The organism is Micromonospora sp. BL4, from assembly GCF_003667505.1.
GTDB lineage: Bacteria > Actinomycetota > Actinomycetes > Mycobacteriales > Micromonosporaceae > Micromonospora.
In genome coordinates this window covers 65,603-85,677 of record NZ_RCVJ01000153.1, presented here as the reverse complement: position 1 = coordinate 85,677, position 20,075 = coordinate 65,603, and the positions used below count along the sequence as shown (strand labels likewise).

The 20,075-nt window shown below is 72.6% G+C and carries 12 protein-coding genes; 10 read left to right on the top strand and 2 right to left on the bottom strand.

The genetic code is table 11. The features are described 5' to 3' along the window. Window positions 1-984: RNA polymerase sigma factor (locus EAD89_RS20225; RefSeq protein ID WP_233578852.1), on the bottom strand; the 984-nt coding region annotated here is incomplete at its 3' end. A 226-nt stretch (window positions 985-1,210) separates the two neighbouring features. Between EAD89_RS20225 and EAD89_RS20220 the strand changes: the two genes are divergently transcribed. After that, window positions 1,211-4,021 (top strand): family 78 glycoside hydrolase catalytic domain, encoded by a 2,811-nt coding sequence (locus EAD89_RS20220; protein ID WP_199733565.1) that lies wholly within the window; start codon window positions 1,211-1,213, stop codon window positions 4,019-4,021. Window positions 4,022-4,086: 65 nt separating this feature from the next. Next, entirely contained in the window at window positions 4,087-8,724 is a 4,638-nt protein-coding gene (locus EAD89_RS20215; RefSeq protein ID WP_121676833.1) for a family 78 glycoside hydrolase catalytic domain, read from the top strand. Between the two features lie 98 nt (window positions 8,725-8,822). Here the strand turns inward: EAD89_RS20215 and EAD89_RS20210 are convergent, their stop codons facing one another. Next, entirely contained in the window at window positions 8,823-9,854 is a 1,032-nt protein-coding gene (locus EAD89_RS20210) for a LacI family DNA-binding transcriptional regulator (protein WP_121676824.1), read from the bottom strand. Window positions 9,855-10,163: 309 nt separating this feature from the next. Here EAD89_RS20210 and EAD89_RS20205 point away from each other — a divergent pair, with 309 nt between their 5' ends. From EAD89_RS20205 to EAD89_RS20170, 8 genes are all read left to right on the top strand, one after another. Beyond that, window positions 10,164-11,687, top strand: a complete 1,524-nt coding sequence (locus EAD89_RS20205) for a sugar ABC transporter ATP-binding protein (protein WP_121657031.1) — start codon at window positions 10,164-10,166, stop codon at window positions 11,685-11,687. Continuing rightward, entirely contained in the window at window positions 11,684-12,745 is a 1,062-nt protein-coding gene (locus tag EAD89_RS20200; protein WP_121676823.1) for an ABC transporter permease, read from the top strand. Before EAD89_RS20205 ends, EAD89_RS20200 begins: the two co-directional genes overlap by 4 nt. Next, a complete protein-coding gene (locus EAD89_RS20195) occupies window positions 12,735-13,790 on the top strand; it encodes an ABC transporter permease (RefSeq protein ID WP_121676822.1) in 1,056 nt (351 codons plus the stop codon). Before EAD89_RS20200 ends, EAD89_RS20195 begins: the two co-directional genes overlap by 11 nt. 37 nt (window positions 13,791-13,827) lie before the next feature. After that, complete coding sequence (gene rhaS, locus EAD89_RS20190; RefSeq protein ID WP_121676821.1) at window positions 13,828-14,913, top strand: rhamnose ABC transporter substrate-binding protein; 1,086 nt, start codon at window positions 13,828-13,830, stop codon at window positions 14,911-14,913. A gap of 64 nt (window positions 14,914-14,977) precedes the next feature. Next, a complete protein-coding gene (locus EAD89_RS20185; protein WP_121657027.1) occupies window positions 14,978-15,355 on the top strand; it encodes an L-rhamnose mutarotase in 378 nt (125 codons plus the stop codon). Further along, on the top strand, window positions 15,352-16,533 hold the full coding sequence (gene rhaI, locus EAD89_RS20180) for an L-rhamnose isomerase (protein WP_121676820.1): 1,182 nt from the start codon (window positions 15,352-15,354) through the stop codon (window positions 16,531-16,533). Before EAD89_RS20185 ends, rhaI begins: the two co-directional genes overlap by 4 nt. Window positions 16,534-16,570: 37 nt before the next feature. Beyond that, entirely contained in the window at window positions 16,571-18,604 is a 2,034-nt protein-coding gene (locus EAD89_RS20175; protein ID WP_121676819.1) for a bifunctional aldolase/short-chain dehydrogenase, read from the top strand. 27 nt (window positions 18,605-18,631) lie between these two features. Further along, on the top strand, window positions 18,632-20,074 hold the full coding sequence (locus tag EAD89_RS20170; RefSeq protein ID WP_233578850.1) for a rhamnulokinase family protein: 1,443 nt from the start codon (window positions 18,632-18,634) through the stop codon (window positions 20,072-20,074). Window position 20,075: the final 1 nt, after the last annotated feature.

Genomic DNA, 20,075 nt, shown 5'->3' with positions numbered 1-20,075 from the left:
TATAAGAGGCAGGGTCGGTTGGGCCACGATGATCGCCCCGATCACCAGCGCGGCGACCGTGGCGGCCGCGCAGATCGGCCCCAGCACGCTCTTCGACCCGAACGAGATGCTGGTGCGCAGCCCGCCGGTGCCGGGCATTGGCCCGCCGCCCAGGGGTTCGACCGGCGTGGGCAGGGCGGTGGTGGCGGCCGCGAGGTTCTCGGCCGTTCCGGGTGGGATCGGCAGCAGCGGCAGCCCGGCGAGCAGGCGGTCCACCGGGAGCAGGTCCCGGGCCCAGGAACCGCAGGCACCGCATTCGCGTACGTGCCGGGCCAGGCGCTTGCGCCACAGTGGGCTCGGTCGGCCGTCCCACGTGCGGGTCACGTCGCGCAGGGCGGGGCAGGTGGCGCTGGCGCGCAGCGCCCGGACCACGCTGCGGGACACCTCCAGCTGTTCCTTCATCCGCTGGATCCGTACCGCCGCGTGGCCCTCGGTCAGGCCGAGCGCCGCGGCGAGGTCGGCCCGGTCGAGGTTCCCGGTGGCCTCCAGCCACCAGAGGGCGAGCAACGTCTGGTCGTCGTCGTCGAGCCAGCGGGTCGCCTCGGCCACCTCGCGGCGCTGGTCGGTCAGGCCGAGCCGCAGGATGGTGAGCCCGGCGAAGTCCGCGGCCGGGTCGGGCACCCCGTACGCGCTGTCGAGGTCGGCGGTGTGGGTCAGCGCGGCACGGCGCTGCTGCTCGCGGTCCCGCACCTGGCGCACCGTGATGGCGATCAGCCAGGACCGGTACGCGGCCGGATCGCGCAGGTCGGCCAGGTGACGGACGACGCGGAGCAGGGTCTCCTGGACCACGTCGTCGACGTCGGCGTGCCCCCGCAGCGCCCGACCGACCACGTTGTAGACGAGGGGGAGGGACGCGGCCACCAGGGCGTCGAGCGCCTGCGGGTCGCCGTCGCGGGCGGCGACCACCATCTCGGTGTCGGCCCCATCCCGACCGGTACCGCGCATCGTCTCACTCCCTTGTGTGGTCGCACCGCTACCCAGTGGAGGACCGTGGTGGGTTCACCAGCACGGCCTCCCCTCAGGAGACCGGCGGGCCGCGCCGGGATAACAGTTTCCACGGCCGGATCGGACGGAGCCAGGCGCGGGCGTCGGATCCATCGAGGTGAACGTCTTCACTTGACCACGACGAGCGCGTAACCTGCCTGAAACGATTCATAGAGCGGAGGCCCGCGTGACTCGTCGTACTCTCGGATTCCGGCCGGCTGTCCGGCGGCGCCGGACAGCGGTGCTCCTGGCGGCGACGACCGTGGTCGCGGTGGTCCTCAGCGGGGCGCCACCGGCGCTGGCCGCGCGGGGACACGCGCCGGGCGCGCCGACCGCCCTGACCGTCGGCGACCGGAGCCGACCCCTCAACGTCGAGGGCGTCCCGCGCTTCGGCTGGCTGCCCCGCGACGCCGACCCCGGTGAGACGCAGACCGCCTACCGGATCACCGTCAGCGCCACCGGCGGCGACCGGGTCTGGGACTCCGGCAAGGTCGCCTCCGACCAGCAGGCCTACGTGCCGTACGCGGGGCCCACCCTGCGTTCGGGCACGGCGTACGAGTGGACGGTCCGCACCTGGGACCGCACCGGCCGGCAGTCCCCACCCGCCGCCGGCGCCTTCGAGACCGGCATCGACGACACCCAGTGGGAGGGCGCGAGCTGGATCCGGCGCGCCACCACCGAGGCCGACGACTACACCCTGGCCCGCACCGAGGTACGCCCCAACGCCAGCCGCGTCGTCCGCGCCCGCGCCTACACCGCCGCCGACCACACCTACGAGCTCTACCTCAACGGCGCCCGCGCCGACCGGGGGACCTCCTTCGGCTACCCGGGCGAGGACTACTACCAGGCCACCGACGTCACGAAACTGGTGAGAGCCGGTGCGCCGCTGGTCATCGGGGTGCGCTACCACTGGTACGGCAGCGGCCAGGGCCGCCCCGCCGGCAACCGTGGCCTGCTCGCGAAGCTGGTCGTCGAGCACGCCGACGGCACCCGCGAGGTGTACGGCACGGACGACTCCTGGCGGGTCGCCCGCGACACCCAATTCGTCGCGAACGCCGAGCGCCGCAACGGCGAGGGCGACCGGGTCGAGCGGCAGGACGCCCGCGCCGAGGTCGCCGGCTGGATGCGTCCCGGCTACGACGACAGCGCCGGCGGGTTCACCGCCGCCGAGGTGCTCGGCGCGCACCCGACCGCGTCGTCGCCGCACCTGATCGGGCAGGAGACCCGGCTTGTCGAGACCCCCGTCAAACCGGTCGCGGTGCGCACCGCCGCCGACGGCACGGTCGTCGCCGACTTCGGCGTGGTCATCCCCGCCCGCCCGGTCGTCCGGTTCGACGCCGGCGTCGCCGGGCGCGCCATCGACCTGCGGGCCGGCTACACCCTCACCGACACCGGCCGGGTCGACACGTCCACCCTCCAGTCGCAGGGCACCACCATGAGCTTCCCGTACCTGCAGAAGGACGGGCCGCAGGAGTTCCGGGCCCTCACCCACCTCGGGTTCCGCTACCTGGAGATCCCCGGCGCCGGCGAGAGCATCTCGGCGCGCGACGTTTCCGCCGTCGTGGTGCACACCGACGTGCCGGCCGGCCGGGAGGCGAGCTTCGCCAGCTCCAACGCCACCCTCGACGCGGTGTGGGCGATGATGAAGCGGTCCGCGATCTACTCCGTCCAGGAGGCGTTCGTCGACACACCCACCCGGGAGAAGGGCCAGTTCCTCGGCGACGCCGCGAACATCTCGTACGCCACGATGGCCGCCTTCGGCGAGCGCGACGCCACCCAGCAGGCCATCCGCGAGTTCCTCCGCTCGGCCGCCCGCTACTGGACCGCCGAGGGCGACCGTGGCCGCTACAACGCCGTCTACCCCAACGGCGACGGCAAGCGGGACATCCCCGACTACTCGCTGATGTTCGTCGACTGGGTGTGGCGGTACTGGACCGAGACCGGTGACCGCGAGCTGCTGGCCGAGGCGTACCCGGCCATCCGGGACACCGCCGAGTACGTGCTGCGCCACATCCCGGCCACCGGCCCCACCGCCGGCCTGGTCACCGACCTGACCGGCGGCAGCGGCGCCTACCGGTACGGCATCATCGACTGGCCCGAGCCCGGCCGCTTCGGCTACGACATGAGCACCGCCGCCCGGACCACCATCAACGCGCAGAGCGTCGACGTGCTGCGGACCACCGCCCGGATGGCCGAGGCGCTCGGCCGGCCCGCCGACGAGGTCACCACGTACGACGGGCGGGCCGCGGACCTCACCGACGCGGTCAACGCCACGCTGCGCGCCGCCGACGGCAGCTACGTCGACGGGCTCTCGGCCACCGGCGAGCGCAGCGGCCACGCCGGGCAGCACGCCACGTCGTACGCCGTCGCGCACGGACTGGCCCCGCAGGCCGACCTGCCCGCGCTGGCCGACCACGTCGCGTCGATGGGCATGAAACAGGGGCCGATGACCGCCCACTGGCTGCTGCGGGCGCTCGCCGACGCCGGCCGGCCCGAGGCGGTGCTGCGACTGCTGACCAACCCCGACGACCTGGGCTGGGCGAACATCCTCGCCCAGGGCGGCACCTTCACCTGGGAAGCCTGGACCCTCGACCCCGGCAGCAACTTCAGCCAGTCGCACGGCTGGGGCGCGCAGGCGGTGGTCGACGTGCAGGAGACCCTGCTCGGCGTCCGCACCGCCAGCCCGGGCGCCGCGACGGTCGACGTGGTACCGCCCGCCACCGGGCTCGACCGCGCCAGCGGCACCGTGCCCACCCAGCGCGGACCGGTCCGCCTCGACTGGCGGCGCACCAACGCCGGAATGCGCGTCGACCTCGACGTGCCGGTCAACGTCACCGCCCGGGTCGCCCTGCCGGTCGTGCCGGGAAAGTCCTACCGGGCGGCCGGCCCCAGCAGAGCCACCTTCGTCGGCATCGAGGACGGCCGGGCCGTCTTCCAGGTCGGCTCCGGCCGGTCCAGCTTCCAGCCGGTCGCCGGTCCGGCGGCCCAGCCCCGCTGACGTCCCGTTCGGGGCCGGTCGTCGGCCCGCCGCCACCGGAAGGAAGAGGACCAGGAATGATGCGCATGACGCGGCGCCACGCCGCACCCTCCGCGCTTCTCGTGCTGCTGCTCGGCCTCACCCCGACGGTGGCGCCGGGCCCGGCCACGGCCGCCGCGTCGGCGGCCCCCGCGCTGACGGTCACCGGACTGACCACCGAACGGGCCACCGAGCCCATCGGGCTGGACGTGGGGAAGCCGCGCCTCGGCTGGCGCATCGAGGCCACCACCCGGGGCGTGCTCCAGGAGTCGTACCAGGTGCGCGTCGCCACCGGCGCGGACCGGCTGGACGACGCCGACGTCTGGGACAGCGGCCGGATCCGGTCCCGGGAGAGCACCCTCGTCCCGTACGCCGGCCCGCAGCTGCGACCCCGCACCCGGTACGCCTGGCAGGTCCGGGTCTGGGACACCACGGGCCGCGACTCCGGGTGGAGCGCGCCGTCGTTCTGGGAGACCGGCGTACGGGGCGGCGACGGCTGGCGGGCCGACTGGATCGGCATGCCGTCGCCCACCGAGACCTGGACCGACTACACCGTGCAGACGACGGTACGGCTGGAACGCGACGCGGCCGGGATCTTCCTGCGCGCCCGTGGCGCGGCGAACTCGTACATGTGGCAGTTCTCCACCACCGGCGGCAGCGCCAAGCTGCGCCCGCACGTCCGCGTCGACGGCGCCTGGACGCTGCTCAAGGAGGTCCCGCTCGGCGCGGTCGTACCGGCCGACAAGCTGACCGCGCCGCACACCCTGCGCATCACTGCGGCCGGCGACACCATCACCACCTGGGTCGACGGCACCCAGGTCGACGTCACCCGCAGCACCGCCCACCGGGCCGGCTCGGTGGGCCTGCGCACCAACGGGGTGGAGACCGGGGTCTTCTCCGACTTCTCGGTGACCAGCGGCGACGACACCCTCTTCGCGGCCCCGCTCACCGACGGCGAGAATCCGTTCGGGGCCGGCACGGCCACCGCGGGCGGCCTGCGGGTCAGCGGCGACACCGAGGCGATGCTCACCGCGCTGGACGCGAACCCGCTGCTGCGCCGGGGCTTCCGGGTCGACGGCACGGTCGCCCGAGCCCGGCTCTACGCCACCGCACTCGGCGTCTACCAGCTGTCCCTCAACGGCCAGCGGGTCGGCGACCACGAGTTGGCGCCCGGCTGGACGGACTACGACAAGCGGGTCCAGTACCAGACGTACGACGTGACCCGCCAGCTCCGCGCCGGCGACAACGCCCTCGGCGCGCTGCTGGGTGACGGTTGGTACGCCGGCAGCATCGCCTGGTTCGGCACCGACAACTACGGCTCCCGGCCGCACCTGAGCGCGCAACTGATGATCGACTACACCGACGGGCGCAGCGAGACGATCGGCACCGACGGCTCGTGGCGCGCCACGGCCGGGCCCTTCCGGCAGAGCGACCTGATCCACGGCGAGACCTACGACGCGCGCCGGCTGCCAGCCGGCTGGGACCGACCCGGGTTCGACGACTCCGGCTGGTCGCCCGCCACCGTGGACGACGTCGACGCCACCGACCGGATCGTCGCCCAGGTCGACCCGCCGGTGCGGGTCACGCAGGAGCTGCCCGCGAAGGCGCTGACCCAGCCCACCCCCGGCACCTGGATCTTCGACCTCGGCCAGAACATGGTGGGCAAGGTGCGCCTCAAGGTCGACGGCCCGGCCGGCGCCACGGTGCGCATCCGGCACGCCGAGGTGCTCAACCCGGACGGCACCGCCTACACCGCCAACCTGCGTACGGCCCGGGCCACCGACCACTACACGCTGCGCGGCGGCGGCGCCGAGGTCTACGAGCCGACGTTCACCTTCCACGGCTTCCGTTACGTCGAGTTGACCGGCTACCCGGGCACCCCCGACCTGTCCACCGTCACCGGCCTGGTCATGCACACCGACGGGGAGCTCACCAGCGAGTTCGAGACCTCCAACGCGATGGTGAACAAGCTGCACAGCAACATCACCTGGGGGCAACGCGGCAACTTCCTGTCCATCCCGACCGACACCCCGGCCCGGGACGAGCGGCTCGGCTGGACCGGTGACATCAACGTCTTCGCCAACACCGCGACGTTCAACATGGACAGCCTGACGTTCCTCACCAAGTGGTTGCAGGACCTGCGGGACGCCCAGTCGGCGAACGGCGCGTACCCCGACGTCGCGCCCCGGGCCTGCTGCGGGGACGGCGCGACCGGATGGGCCGACGCCGGGATCACCGTGCCGTACGCGCTCTGGCAACGCTACGGCGACACCCGCGTGATCGAGGAGCACTACGCGTCGATGACGCGGTACGCGTCCTGGTTGGAGAGCACCAGCTCGAATCACCTGCGGACCAACGCCGGCCCGTACCTCGACTGGCTCAACCTGAACGATCCGACGCCCGCCGGCGTCGTCGGAACGGCCTACTACGCCTACAGCATCCGGCTGTTGGGCCAGCTGGCCGGCGCCATCGGCAAGGACGCCGACGCGGCCCGCTACGCGGCGCTGTCCAGGGACATCGCGCAGGCGTTCGTCGACGCGTACGTCGCCGCCGACGGCACGGTGCAGGGCGACAGCCAGACCGGGTACGTGCTGGCCATCGGCATGGGCCTGCTGCCCGACACGCTGCGGGCCAAGGCCGCCGACCGGCTGGTCGCCAACGTGCAACGTCACGACTGGCACCTCTCCACCGGTTTCCTCGGCACCCCGGACCTGCTGCCGGCGCTCAGTGCGACCGGGCATCTGGACGTCGCGTACCGGCTGCTGCTCAACGACACCTATCCGTCATGGGGATACGAGATCGCCAAGGGCGCGACGACGATCTGGGAGCGCTGGGACTCGATCAAACCCGACGGCAGCTTCGGCGACGTGGGGATGAACTCCTTCAACCACTACGCCTACGGCGCGGTGGGGGACTGGATGTACCGGACCGTGGCCGGCATCCAACCCGACAACGACAAGCCGGGGTACGCGCACCTCACGTTCGCCCCGCAGCCCGGTGGCGACCTCACCTCGGCCAGGGCGTCGTACCGCTCGGCCTACGGAACGATCGGCAGCGACTGGGACCTCGACGCACGCGGGGACATGCGGCTGCGGCTCACGCTGCCGGCGAACACCACGGCGACCGTACGCCTGCCAGCACCGGGACGGAACGCGGTCACCGAGGGTGGCCGACCGGCGGAGCAGGCCGACGGCGTGCGGTTCGTCCGGATGGACGGCGCGGTCGCCGTCTACGAGATCGGCTCCGGTTCGTACTCCTTCGCGGTCGACCGGGTGCTCGGCGACCTGGGCGACGCCGGCGACACGGCACGGGAGCTGGGGACGCTCACCGACCAGCTCGCCGGTGAGCTGGGTCGACCGGTGGCCGAGTACCTGCGCGGTCGGTTCAGCCGACTCGCCGCGGAGACGGCGGCGGCGCGGACGGCGTACCTGGCGGGCAACTCGCGTTCCGCCGCCGGTGACGTGCACCGGGCCCTGGCGAGCGCCGCCGACACGGCCCGGTGGCTGCGGACCCAGGTCGCCACGGGTCGCCTCGACCAGGCCCACGCGGACCGGTTCACCGCGCTGCTCACCCGGGTCGACCAGCGGCTCTCCGCGGCGTCGTCGACCCTGGTCGGCGCCGTGGTGAAACTCGACCTGCCGGTGGGGGAGCGGCTGCCCGGCGAGGTCGTACGCGCCACCGTCACGGTGACCAACGGCGGGCGGGACCCGCTGACCGGCGTCACCTCCGACCTGCGGGCGCCCGACGGCTGGACGGTGACCCCGGTCGGAAAGCGAGCCACCACGGTCGCGCCGGGCGGCACCGTCAACCACCGCTACGACCTGCGGATCCCCGCCGGTCAGGCGCCGGTGAGCGGGGCCGTCGACGGCTCCGCCAGCTACCGCCACCGGGGTGGCAGCGCGACGCTGCCCGTCGCGGGAACCGTCGCCGTTGCGCCGGCGGTGCAGATCGTGTCGGCGGCCCCGGTCCCGGCCGACGTCGCCCCGGGCGCCACGACGACGGTCGGCACCGTGCTGCGCAACCGGGCCGGCGTACGGGTGACCGGGCAGCTGACCGTCACCGCGCCGGACAGCTGGCGGGCGACGCCGGCCACCGGGTACGACCTCGCTCCCGGCGCGCAGACCACCGTGTCGACCGTGCTCACCGCGCCCGTGTCGGTGACCCAGGGGCCGGTGGAGATCACGGTGGCGACCGGCGACACGGCGGCCGAACGGCGCCTCGTCGCGATCCCGGTACGGTTCGACGATCCACCGCCCGGCGCGTACGACCACGTCGACCTGGGTGTCGCGGCGTCCGAGCAGGCGCACCGCCTCGCCGCCTCGACCTACTCGGCCACCAGCACCGAGGCCGGCCTGACCCGCCGGTACACCGACACGACCCGCCCCGGCGGCTGGTTCGAGTTCGACCTCGCCGTCGAGCCCGGCGAGCCGTTCGTGCTGCGCGCTCGGGAGACGTACGACGGGCCGCAGCTCAAGGACTACGAGGTGGTCGTGGACGGGGTGGTGGCGCACAGTCGCGCGTGGCGGCGTACGGCGGCCGGAGCCGGCACGGTCAGCTACCAGTTCGTGGTCGACCTGCCGGACGCGACCCGCGACGGGGCGGTGCGGGTGCGATTCCGGGACACGGGTGACGGCTACGACCCGTCGATCGCCGACGTCTGGGCCACGCCCGTCCCGGCGGCCTGACTCATCGGCGGGGCTGCCGAACCCCCAACGCCTCTCGCGGTCCCGCCTCTCCCGGGGGTGTCAGACGCCCTTTGCTCTGCTTCAACCGGTTCGGGGGGTCAGCGCCGGGTGCGCCGGGGGTGGTCGCTGGAGCGGCGGACGACCAGCTCCGGCTGGAAGACCACGTGCCGGTGCCGGTGCGCGTCGCCGGGCTCGGCCTCCTCCAGCAGCAGCTGCGCCGCGGTGCGGCCGAGCTGGTCGCGGGGCTGGCGTACCGATGACAGCGGCACCGCCGCCGCGTCGGCGAACTCGATGTCGTCGTAGCCGACGATGGCGACGTCGGCCGGCACCCGCAGGCCGCGCGCGGTCAACTCCTGGAGGACGCCGAGCGCGATGAGGTCGTTGGCGCAGAAGACGGCGGTGGGGCGCTGCCGGGCCGGCAGAGTCAGCAGCTCCTCGGCGGCGCGCCGGCCGGCGGCGACGGTCAGGCTGGTGGTCACCGCCACCCGGAGTTCGGCGCCGCTGTCACGTTCCTCCAGTGCCGCGGCGGCACCGGCGTGCCGGTCGGCGACCTGGGCGATGGAGAGCGGGCCGCCGAGGTAGGCGATGCGGTGGTGGCCCTGATCCAGCAGGTGGTCCATGGCCAGCCGGCCGCCGAGGACGTCGTCGACCGCCACCGAGCAGCGGTTCGCCCGGCCCGTGCCCCGGTCCACCAGCACCACCGGAATGCCCCGGTCGATGAGCTTGTCCAGGTTGGGCTGGGGGCCGTGGCCGACCGGGGTGATGAGGACGCCGCGGACCCGCTGCTCCTCCAGCAGCTCCAGGTGGCGGCGTTCTCGGGCGCTGTCCTCGCCGCTGTTGCAGACGACGAGCATGGCGCCGGCTTCCTCCACCACCTGTTCGGCGCCGCGGACGACGTCGGTGAAGAACGGGTTGGCCACGTCCAGGACGACGATGGCCACGGTGCGGCTGTGCCCGGCGCGCAGTTGGCGCGCGGAGTCGTTGCGGACGTAGCCGAGCGTGCTGATGGCGTCGAGCACCCGCTGGCGGGTGGCGGGGGCGACCGTGTCGGGCCGATTGAGCACGTTGCTCACCGTGCCGAGGGAGACGCCGGCGTGCCGGGCGACCTCCTTGATGTTCGCCGTTGCCATGACTCCCTCGACGTTCCGTGCGGTGGTCGCGGCCCGAGCCCCGAGCGGGTCGCGGTCGCGGTGATCCCCGGAAAGCGCGTCGCGGGGACGGCTGGACCGGGTAGCTCCGGCAGTGTATAGCGGCTAAAACGTTTCATCCAGCCAGCTGGTGGTCCCGCGCGTCGCGTCGCCGATCGGCGGCACGGGTCCGAGGGTGCGCGGAGCCCGCATCGGCAACGGCCAAGAAATCATGGCGAAACTCTTGACGCTCACGAATGCCTCCCCCTACGGTCCATGCACGACTCGTGAAACGATTCAGGAGGGGATCGGATGACCGCCGACGCACCAGGCACGGACGGCGCTCCGCTGCTGGTACTCGACGGCGTGACGAAGTCCTTCGGGGCCGTCGCCGCGCTGCGTGGGGTGCACCTGGCGCTGCACGCCGGCGAGGCCCACGCCCTGGTCGGCGAGAACGGGGCGGGCAAGTCCACCCTGGTGAAGATCCTGGCCGGCGCGCACCCGCCGGACTCCGGCGAGATGACGCTGGACGGGCAGCCGCTGCGACTGCGCGGCCCCGCCGACGCCCGGGCCGCCGGCATCGCCGTCATCTACCAGGAGCCGACGCTCTTTCCGGATCTGTCCGTGGCGGAGAACATCTTCATGGGCCGGCAACCGCTTCGCGGCCTGCGCCGCATCGACAGCGCGGCGATGAACCGCGACGCCGAGCGGCTGTTCCAGCGGCTCGGGGTCCGGATCGACCCGACCCGTCCCGCCCGAGGGCTCTCCATCGCCGACCAGCAGCTCGTCGAGATCGCCAAGGCGATCTCCTTCGACGCCCGCGTCCTGGTCATGGACGAGCCCACCGCCGCGCTCTCCGGCGTGGAGGTCGAGCGGCTCTTCGCGGTCGCCCGCTCGCTCTGCGAACGCGGCGCCGCCGTGCTGTTCATCTCGCACCGGTTCGACGAGGTGTTCGACCTCTGCCACCGTGTCACCGTGCTGCGCGACGGCGCCTGGGTCTCCAGCGATCCGGCCGCCGACCTCACCGTCGACGAGGTGGTGCGGCGCATGGTCGGTCGGGACGTCTCCTCGCTCTACCCCAAGCAGGTCGCCGAGCTGCGGGACACGCTGCTCGAGGTCCGTGGGCTGACCCGGGCCGGCGTCTTCACCGACGTGTCGTTCTCCGTCCGGGGCGGGGAGATCGTCGCGCTCGCCGGGCTGGTCGGCGCCGGCCGCAGCGAGGTCGCCCGCGCCGTCTTCGGCATCGACCGCTACGACGCGGGCGAGGTGCGGGTGGCCGGGCGAGGTGTTCCGGCGGGCAGGCCGGGCCGGGCGATCGCCGCCGGCATGGCGCTGGTCCCCGAGGACCGGCGGCAGCAGGGCCTGGTCATGGAGCTGTCGGTCGAGCGCAACGCGACGCTGGCCCGCCGTCGGGCGCTGAGCCGACTCGGCCTCCTGCTCGGCGGCGCGGAGCGCGCCGAGGCCCGCAGCTGGACGCGACGGTTGCAGGTGAAGGCCGCCCGGCTCAACGCCCCGGTGGCGACCCTCTCCGGCGGCAACCAGCAGAAGGTGGTGCTCGCCAAGTGGCTGGCCACCGAACCACGGATTCTGATCATCGACGAGCCGACCCGGGGCATCGACGTCGGCACCAAGTCCGAGGTGCACCGGCTGCTCTCGGAGCTGGCCGGCGAGGGTCTGGCGATCCTCATGATCAGCAGCGAACTGCCCGAGGTGCTCGGCATGGCCGACCGGGTGCTGGTCATGCACGAGGGACGCCTGGTCCGCGAGCTGTCCCGGGCCGAGGCGGACGAGACCTCCATCATGTACGCCGCCACCGGTCAAGGAGTGACCGCATGAGCCGCACCGACACCGGCGCGCCCGAGCGGCCCACCGGGACCGAACCGACCGAGCCCGACCGGCAGCGCCGCAGCCTCACCGAACGGCTGCTCGCCGTACGCGAGCTGAGCCTGCTCATCGCGCTCGGCCTGCTGGTCCTGGTGACCACCGTGCGCAACGACCGCTTCCTGAGCGGCCAGAGCGTCAAGGACCTGCTGCTGGGCTGCGCGATCCTGGTGATCCTGGCGGTCGGGCAGACCCTGGTCATCGTCACCCGCAACGTCGACCTCTCCGTCGGCTCGATCCTGGGTCTGGTCGCGTTCGCCACCGGCACGCTGTTCCTCAGCGCGCCCGGCACCCCGTGGCCCGTGGCGCTCGTCGTGGGGGTCGCGCTGGGCGCGCTCTGCGGTGTGATCAACGGCGGCCTGATCGCGGTGGCCCGGGTGCCCGCTCTGGTCATCACCCTCGGCACGCTCTACGCCTTCCGGGGCGTCGACTACTACTGGGCGTCCGGCCGGCAGATCAACGCCGCCGACATGCCCTCATCGTTCCTGCGGCTGGGTAACCAGACCGTGCTCGGCGTACCCGTGCTGTTCCTCGTCGCGCTGGTCGTCGTCGCCGCGGTCGGGTTCTACCTGCGCTCGTACCACAGCGGCCGGGAGCTGTACGCGATCGGCTCCGAGCCGGCCGCCGCCCGGCTCTCCGGCATCCCGGTGGGCCGGCGGGTGTTCGCGGTGTTCGTCGCCAACGGCGCGCTGGCCGGCCTCGCCGGCGTGCTGTACGCGGCCCGGTTCGGCACCCTCGACGCGGCCGCCGGCACCGGTCTGGAACTCCAGGTCGTCGCCGCCGCCGTGGTCGGCGGGGTGGCGATCTTCGGCGGCAGCGGCAGCGCCTACGGCGCGGCGCTCGGCGCCGTGCTGCTGACCACGATCGGCAGCTCGCTCGCCGTCCTGCGCATCGACCCGTTCTGGCAGCAGGCCGTGGTCGGCGCGCTCATCCTCGCCGCCATCGGGCTGGACCGGCTCCTGGCCCTGCGGGTGGCGGCCCGCCTCCGAGGGAGAAGCGCCCATGGCGCATGACAGCCTGTACGCCGCACCGCCCACCGTCGAGGCCGAGCCCGGCGCGGGCCGACTCGCCACCCTGCGCGGGCTGTTCGGCTCCTGGGACGCGGTGATCGTCGGCGCCCTCGTGGCGGCCGTGCTGGTCGCCGGACTGACCGTGGAGAACTTCGCCACCGGCCGCAACGCCCAGTTCCTGCTGCTCGACCTGGTGCCGCTGGCGTTCATCGCGCTGCCGATGACCCTGATCGTGATCACCGGCGAGATCGACCTCTCGGTGGCCAGCATGGTGGGCCTGTGCAGCACGTTGATGGGGCAGCTCTGGCTCTCCAGTGGACTGTCGCTGGAGCTGATCTGCGTCCTCGTGGTGCTGCTCGGGGCGGTGCTCGGCGCGGTGAACGGTCTCTTCGTCACCGGTTTCGGCCTGCCGTCCCTGGCGGTCACCATCGGCACGCTCGCCCTCTACCGGGGGCTGTCCTTCGTCGTGCTCGGCGACCAGGCGGTCGCGGACTTCCCGGCCGACTGGACGGCCGCCGTGGTGCGGAACATCCCCGGCACGTCGATCCCGGTCGTGGTGGTGCCGCTGCTGCTGCTCGCCCTGGTCTTCGGGGTGGTGCTGCACGCCACCGCGGCCGGCCGGGCGCTCTACGCCATGGGCAACAACGACCAGGCCGCCACGTTCACCGGCGTCTCAGTGGCCCGGACGAAGTTCTGGCTCTTCGTGGTCTCCGGCGCCGTGTGCGGGCTGGTCGGCATCTTCTGGACCCTGCGGTACGCCAGCGCCCGCGGCGACAACGCCACCGGCCTGGAGCTGACCGTCGTCACCGCCGTGCTGCTCGGCGGGGTCTCGATCTTCGGCGGCCGGGGCGCCCTGCTCGGTGTGCTGGCCGGCGTCCTGCTCCTCGGCGTCCTGCGCAACGCGTTGCAGCTCGCCGACGTCGACGCCAACGCCCTGACGATCGTCACCGGCACCCTGCTCATCGCATCCGTGGTGCTGCCCAACGCCGTCGCGGACATCCGCGCCCGGCTGCACCGTCGACGACAGCGGCACTCCGTCGCTTCGTGAGGTCCCCCGCTCACCAACCACCCCCGGAAGGATGACGATGTCCGCATACCGCAGAGGCCTCCGTGTCGGGGCCACCAGCCTCACCCTGGCCGCACTGCTGCTCAGCGCCGCAGCGTGCGGCGGTACCACCCGGGACAACTCCGGTGACGACGGCGGCGCCGGCAACCAGGCGAGCGGCGCCGCCAATCCCGACGCCGCCATCAAGGAAGGGCTCAAGATCGCCTTCCTGCCGAAGCAGCTGAACAACCCGTACTTCACCGTCTCGGACAACGGCGGCAAGGACGCGGTCACGGAGTTCAAGGGTGAGTTCAAGGAGGTCGGCCCGTCCGAGGCCAGCGCCTCGTCGCAGGTCAGCTACATCAACACCCTGTCCCAGCAGGGCATGGACGTGATCGTCACCTCGGCCAACGATCCGAACGCCATCTGCGGCGCGCTCAACCAGGCGAAGGCGGCCGGCGCGAAGATCGTCACCTTCGACTCCGACACCAAGCCGGAGTGCCGGCAGATCTTCGTCAACCAGGTCACCGCCGAGGGCATCGCGGAGAACCAGGTCAAGCTGATCTCGCAGCAGATCGGCGGCGAGGGCGAGATCGCGATCCTCTCCGCGACCGCCAACGCGACCAACCAGAACGCCTGGATCGCGCTGATGAAGGAGGAGCTGAAGAAGCCCGAGTACAGCAAGGTCAAGCTGGTCACCGTGGCGTACGGCAACGACGACGACCAGAAGTCCTTCCAGGAGACCCAGGGTCTGCTCCAGTCGTACCCGAACCTCAAGGGCATCATCTCTCCGACCACGGTCGGCGTCGCGGCCGCCGGGCGCTACCTCAGCGGGTCGCAGTACAAGGGCAAGGTCAAGCTGACCGGTCTGGGCACCCCCAACCAGATGCGCCAGTACGTCAAGGACGGCACCGTCGACGCCTTCGCCCTGTGGAGCCCGGCCGACCTCGGCTACCTCGCGGCGTACGTCGGCGCGGCGCTGGCCTCCGGCCAGATCACCGGCGCCGAGGGCGACAAGTTCAAGGCCGGCAAGCTCGGCGAGTTCACCGTCGGCAAGGACGGGGTGGTCATCCTCGGCCCGCCGACCGTCTTCGACAAGAGCAACATCGACCAGTTCCAGTTCTGACCGCCCTCCCGGTCGGTGCGGCGTACACCGCGCCGCACCGACCGGGGGAGCCGACGGGAGAACCATGCCCCGCGTCTGCTTCACCCTCCAGGTAGACCCCGACCGACTCGACGAGTACCGCGCCCGCCACGCACGGGTCTGGCCGGAGATGCTCGCCGCCCTGGCCGAGAGCGGTTGGCACGACTACTCGCTCTTCCTCCGCGACGACGGCCTGCTCGTGGGCTACCTGGTCACCGACGACTTCGCGGCGGCCCAGGCCGCCATGCAGACCAGCGACGTCAACACCCGCTGGCAGGCGGAGATGGCGCCCTACTTCGTCGGCCTCGACCAGGGCGCCGCCGACCGGGCCATCCGGCCGCTGGACGAGGTCTTCAACCTTGAGGCGCAGCTCAGCGCAGAGCGTGAGACGCGGCTCGCCGCACAGACGGGAGAAACCCCATGACGCAGCCCGACGCGCAGACCCTTGAGCGGGTCCGGTCAGCCCTGCGCGCGCAGCGCATCGAGACCCCGTCCTGGGCGTACGCCAACTCCGGCACCCGGTTCAAGGTGTTCCCGCAGGAGGGCGTGCCGCGCAACCCGTACGAGAAGATCGCCGACGCGGCGGTGGTGCACCGGCTCACCGGCGTCGCGCCGACCGTCGCCCTGCACATTCCGTGGGACCGCGTCGACGACTACGCCGACCTGGCCGCGTACGCGACCGACCACGGGGTCGGCCTGGGCGCGATCAACGCCAATGTCTTCCAGGACAACGACTACAAGCTGGGCAGTGTCACCAACCCGGATCCGGGTGTGCGCCGCAAGGCGATCGACCACCTGCTCGAGTGCGTGGACATCATGGACCGCACCGGCTCCCGGGACCTGAAGCTCTGGTTCTCCGACGGGACCAACTACCCGGGCCAGGACGACCTTCGGGCCCGGCAGGACCGGCTGGCGACGGCGCTGCGGGAGACCTACGACCGGCTCGGCGACGGCCAACGGCTGCTGCTGGAGTACAAGCTGTTCGAGCCGGCCTTCTACGCCACGGACGTGCCGGACTGGGGCACCGCGTACGCGCACTGCCTGGAGTTGGGCCCGAAGGCGCAGGTGGTCATCGACACCGGGCACCACGCGCCGGGTACGAACATCGAGTTCATCGTGGCGTTCCTGCTGCGCGTCGGGAAGCTCGGCGCCTTCGACTTCAACTCCCGCTTCTACGCCGACGACGACCTGATGGTCGGCTCCGCGGACCCGTTCCAGCTGTTCCGGATCATGCACGAGATCGTCCGGGGTGACGCGTTGGCGCCCGAGGCCGGGATCGCGTTCATGCTCGACCAGTGCCACAACATCGAGCCGAAGATCCCGGCCATCATCCGTTCGGTGCTCAACGTGCAGGAGGCGACGGCGAAGGCGCTGCTCGTCGACCTGGACGCGCTGGCCGCCGCGCAGCGGACCGGCGACGTGCTCGCCGCGAACGCGGTGCTGATGGACGCGTACAACACCGACGTCCGGCCGCTGCTCGCCGAGCTGCGTACGGACCTGGGCCTGGACCCGGACCCGATGGCCGCGTACGCCCGCTCCGGCTACTTCGAGAAGATCCGCGCCGAACGTGCCGACGGCCAGCAGGCCGGCTGGGGCGCCTGACCACCACCGAAGAACGCAGACTGGGGACGTGAGGACGATGCAACCCGAGGTTCAGGCGCTGATCGCGCGCAGCAACCGGCTCGGCGCCGACCCGACCACGACGAACTACGCCGGGGGCAACACCTCCGCCAAGGGCGCGGACACCGATCCGGTCACCGGTGGGTCCGTCGACCTGCTGTGGGTCAAGGGTTCGGGCGGCGATCTCGGCACCCTGACCCGGTCCGGTCTGGCCGCGCTGCGGCTGGACCGGCTCCGCGCTCTCGTCGACGTGTACCCCGGGATCGAGCGCGAGGACGAGATGGTCGCCGCGTTCGACTACTGCCTGCACGGCCGCGGCGGCGCCGCACCGTCCATCGACACGGCGATGCACGGTCTGGTCGACGTGGCGCACGTCGACCACCTGCACCCCGACGCGGGCATCGCGATCGCCGCCGCCGCCGACGGGCCCGAACTGACCAAGGAGATCTTCGGCGAGCGGGTGCTGTGGGTCCCCTGGCGGCGGCCCGGCTTCCAGCTCGGCCTGGACATCGCCGCCGTGGCGCGGGCCAACCCGCAGGCGGTCGGCGTGATCCTCGGTGGGCACGGCATCACCGCGTGGGGCGCGACGAGTGACGAGTGCGAACGCAACTCGTTGGAGATCATCCGCAGCTCGCAGGCCTTCCTCGACGAGCGGGGTCGGGCCGAGCCGCTCGGCCCGGTCATCGACGGCTACGAGCCGCTGCCGACCGACGAGCGTCGACGTCGGGCGGCGGAGCTGTTCCCGGTGCTGCGCGGCCTCGCGTCCACCGACCGGCCGCAGGTCGGCCACTTCACCGACAGCGACGTGGTGCTCGACTTCGTCGCCCGGGAGAAGCACCCCGCGCTCGCGGCCCTCGGCACCTCGTGCCCGGACCACTTCCTGCGTACCAAGGTCCGTCCGATGGTGCTCGACCTGCCGCCCACCGCTCCGATCGAGGTCGTGATCGCCCGGCTCAAGGAACTGCACGCCTCCTACCGTGACGACTACCGCGCCTACTACGAGCGGCACGCCGGCCCGGACAGCCCGCCGATGCGCGGCGCCGACCCGGCCGTCGTCCTGGTGCCGGGTGTGGGCATGTTCAGCTTCGGGGCCAACAAGCAGACCGCCCGCGTCGCCGGGGAGTTCTACGTCAACGCCATCAACGTGATGCGCGGCGCGGAGTCCGTCTCGCGGTATGCGCCGATCGACGAGGCCGAGAAGTTCCGGATCGAGTACTGGGCACTGGAGGAGGCGAAGCTCCAGCGCATGCCGAAGCCGAAGGCTCTCGCCACCCGGATCGCGTTCGTCACCGGCGGTGGCTCCGGCATCGGCCGGGCGATCGCCCACCGGCTCGCCGCGGAGGGCGCCTGCGTCGTCGTCGCCGACCGTGACGCGGAGGCGGCCGCCGCCGTCGCCGCGGAGATCGGCACCACCGATGTGGCGGTCGCCGTCGCCGCCGACGTCAGTGACGGGGACGCCGTCGCCCGCGCCCTGCGCGACGCGGTGCTCGCCTTCGGTGGGGTGGACCTGGTGGTGAACAACGCCGGGCTTTCGCTGTCCAGGTCGCTGCTGGACACGACCGAGGCGGACTGGGACATCCAGCACGACGTGATGGCCAAGGGCTCCTTCCTCGTCTCCCGCGAGGCCGCGCGGGTCCTGCTGGCGCAGGGGATGGGCGGGGACATCGTCTACATCTCCAGCAAGAACTCCCTGTTCGCCGGCCCGAACAACGTGGCCTACGGCGCGGCCAAGGCCGACCAGGCGCACCAGGTCCGGCTGCTCGCCGCGGAGCTGGGCGGGCACGGCATCAGGGTCAACGGCGTCAACCCGGACGGCGTGGTCCGCGGCTCCGGCATCTTCGCCGGGGGCTGGGGCGCCAAGCGGGCCGCCGTCTACGGCGTGCCGGAGGAGAAGCTCGGCGAGTTCTACGCCCAGCGCACGCTGCTCAAGCGTGAGGTGCTGCCCGAGCACGTCGCCAACGCGGTCTTCGTGCTCACCGGCGGGGAGTTGTCCCACACGACGGGGCTGCACATTCCGGTGGACGCCGGCGTCGCCGCGGCCTTCCTCCGCTGACCACGGCTCACCGTCAAGGAGGACGATGTGGGAAGCGGTCCCGTGCACCTCGCCGCCGTGGATCTGGGCGCCTCCAGCGGCCGGGTGATGGTCGGCCGCGTCGAGCCCGGACGGTTGGAGCTGGCCGAGGCGCACCGGTTCCGCAACGACCCGGTGCGGGTGGCGGGCACCCTGCACTGGGACGTCCTGGCGCTGTACCGCGGCGTCCTCGACGGCCTGCGCGCCGCCGGCCCGGTCGCCAGCATCGGAGTCGACACCTGGGCCGTGGACTACGGGTTGCTCGACGCGACGGGCGCGCTGCTCGGCAACCCGGTGCACTACCGGGACGGGCGCACCGAGGGCGTCGGCGAACGGGTGGCCAAGCAGTTGGGGCAGGAGCGGCTGTACGACACGACCGGGCTCCAGCACCTGCCGTTCAACACCCTCTACCAGCTCGTCGCCGCTGCCGGTACGCCACAGCTCGACCTGGCGCACCGCCTGCTGCTGATCCCGGACCTCATCGCGTACTGGCTCACCGGGGAAATCGGCGCCGAGGTCACCAACGCCTCCACCACCCAGCTGTACGACCTTCGTCGCCGAGCCTGGGCGACCGACCTGATGGTGGACGCGGGCATCCGCACCGAGCTGTTCCCGCCACTGCGGGAGCCGGGCACCCGGATCGGCCCGGTCCTGCCCGCGCTGGGCCTGCCCGGAGAGCCCGCCGTCGTGGCCGTGGGGTCACACGACACCGCGTCCGCCGTGGTGGGCGTGCCGGCGGCGGGGGAGCACTTCGCCTACATCTCCTGCGGCACCTGGTCCCTCGTCGGGGTCGAACTCGCGTCGCCGGTCCTCAGCGCGGCGAGCCGGCAAGCCAACTTCACCAACGAGTCCGGGGTCGACGGCACCATCCGCTACCTGCGCAACGTGATGGGCCTGTGGCCACTTCAGGAATCGCTGCGCAGCTGGGGCACCACGGACCTGCCCGTCCTGCTCCGGGAGGCGGCCCGGCAACCGGCCTTCCGCTCCGTCGTGGATCCGGACGACCCCGCGTTCCTGCCGCCGGGCGACATGCCCGCGCGCATCGCCGAGGCCTGCCGTCGTACCGGAGAGCCGGTGCCGGCCAGTCCGGCGGCGACCGTCCGGTGCATCCTCGACAGCCTCGCGCTGGCGCACCGGCGCGCCGTCGGGCAGGCGCAACTGCTCGCCGGTCGGCATGTCGACGCCGTGCACGTCGTCGGCGGCGGCGCGCGCAACGACCTGCTGTGCCAGCTCACCGCCGATGCCTGCGGACTGCCCGTGCTCGCGGGGCCGGTCGAGGCCACCGCGCTGGGTAACGTTCTGGTGCAGGCCCGCGCCCTCGGCGTGGTCGGCGGCGACCTGGCGGCGTTGCGGGCAGTGCTTCGCGACACCCAACAGATCGTCCGGTACGAGCCACGCGCCACGCAGGCGGCCTGGCGGGCCGCTGCCCGGCGCCTCGGATGGGAGGACTGAG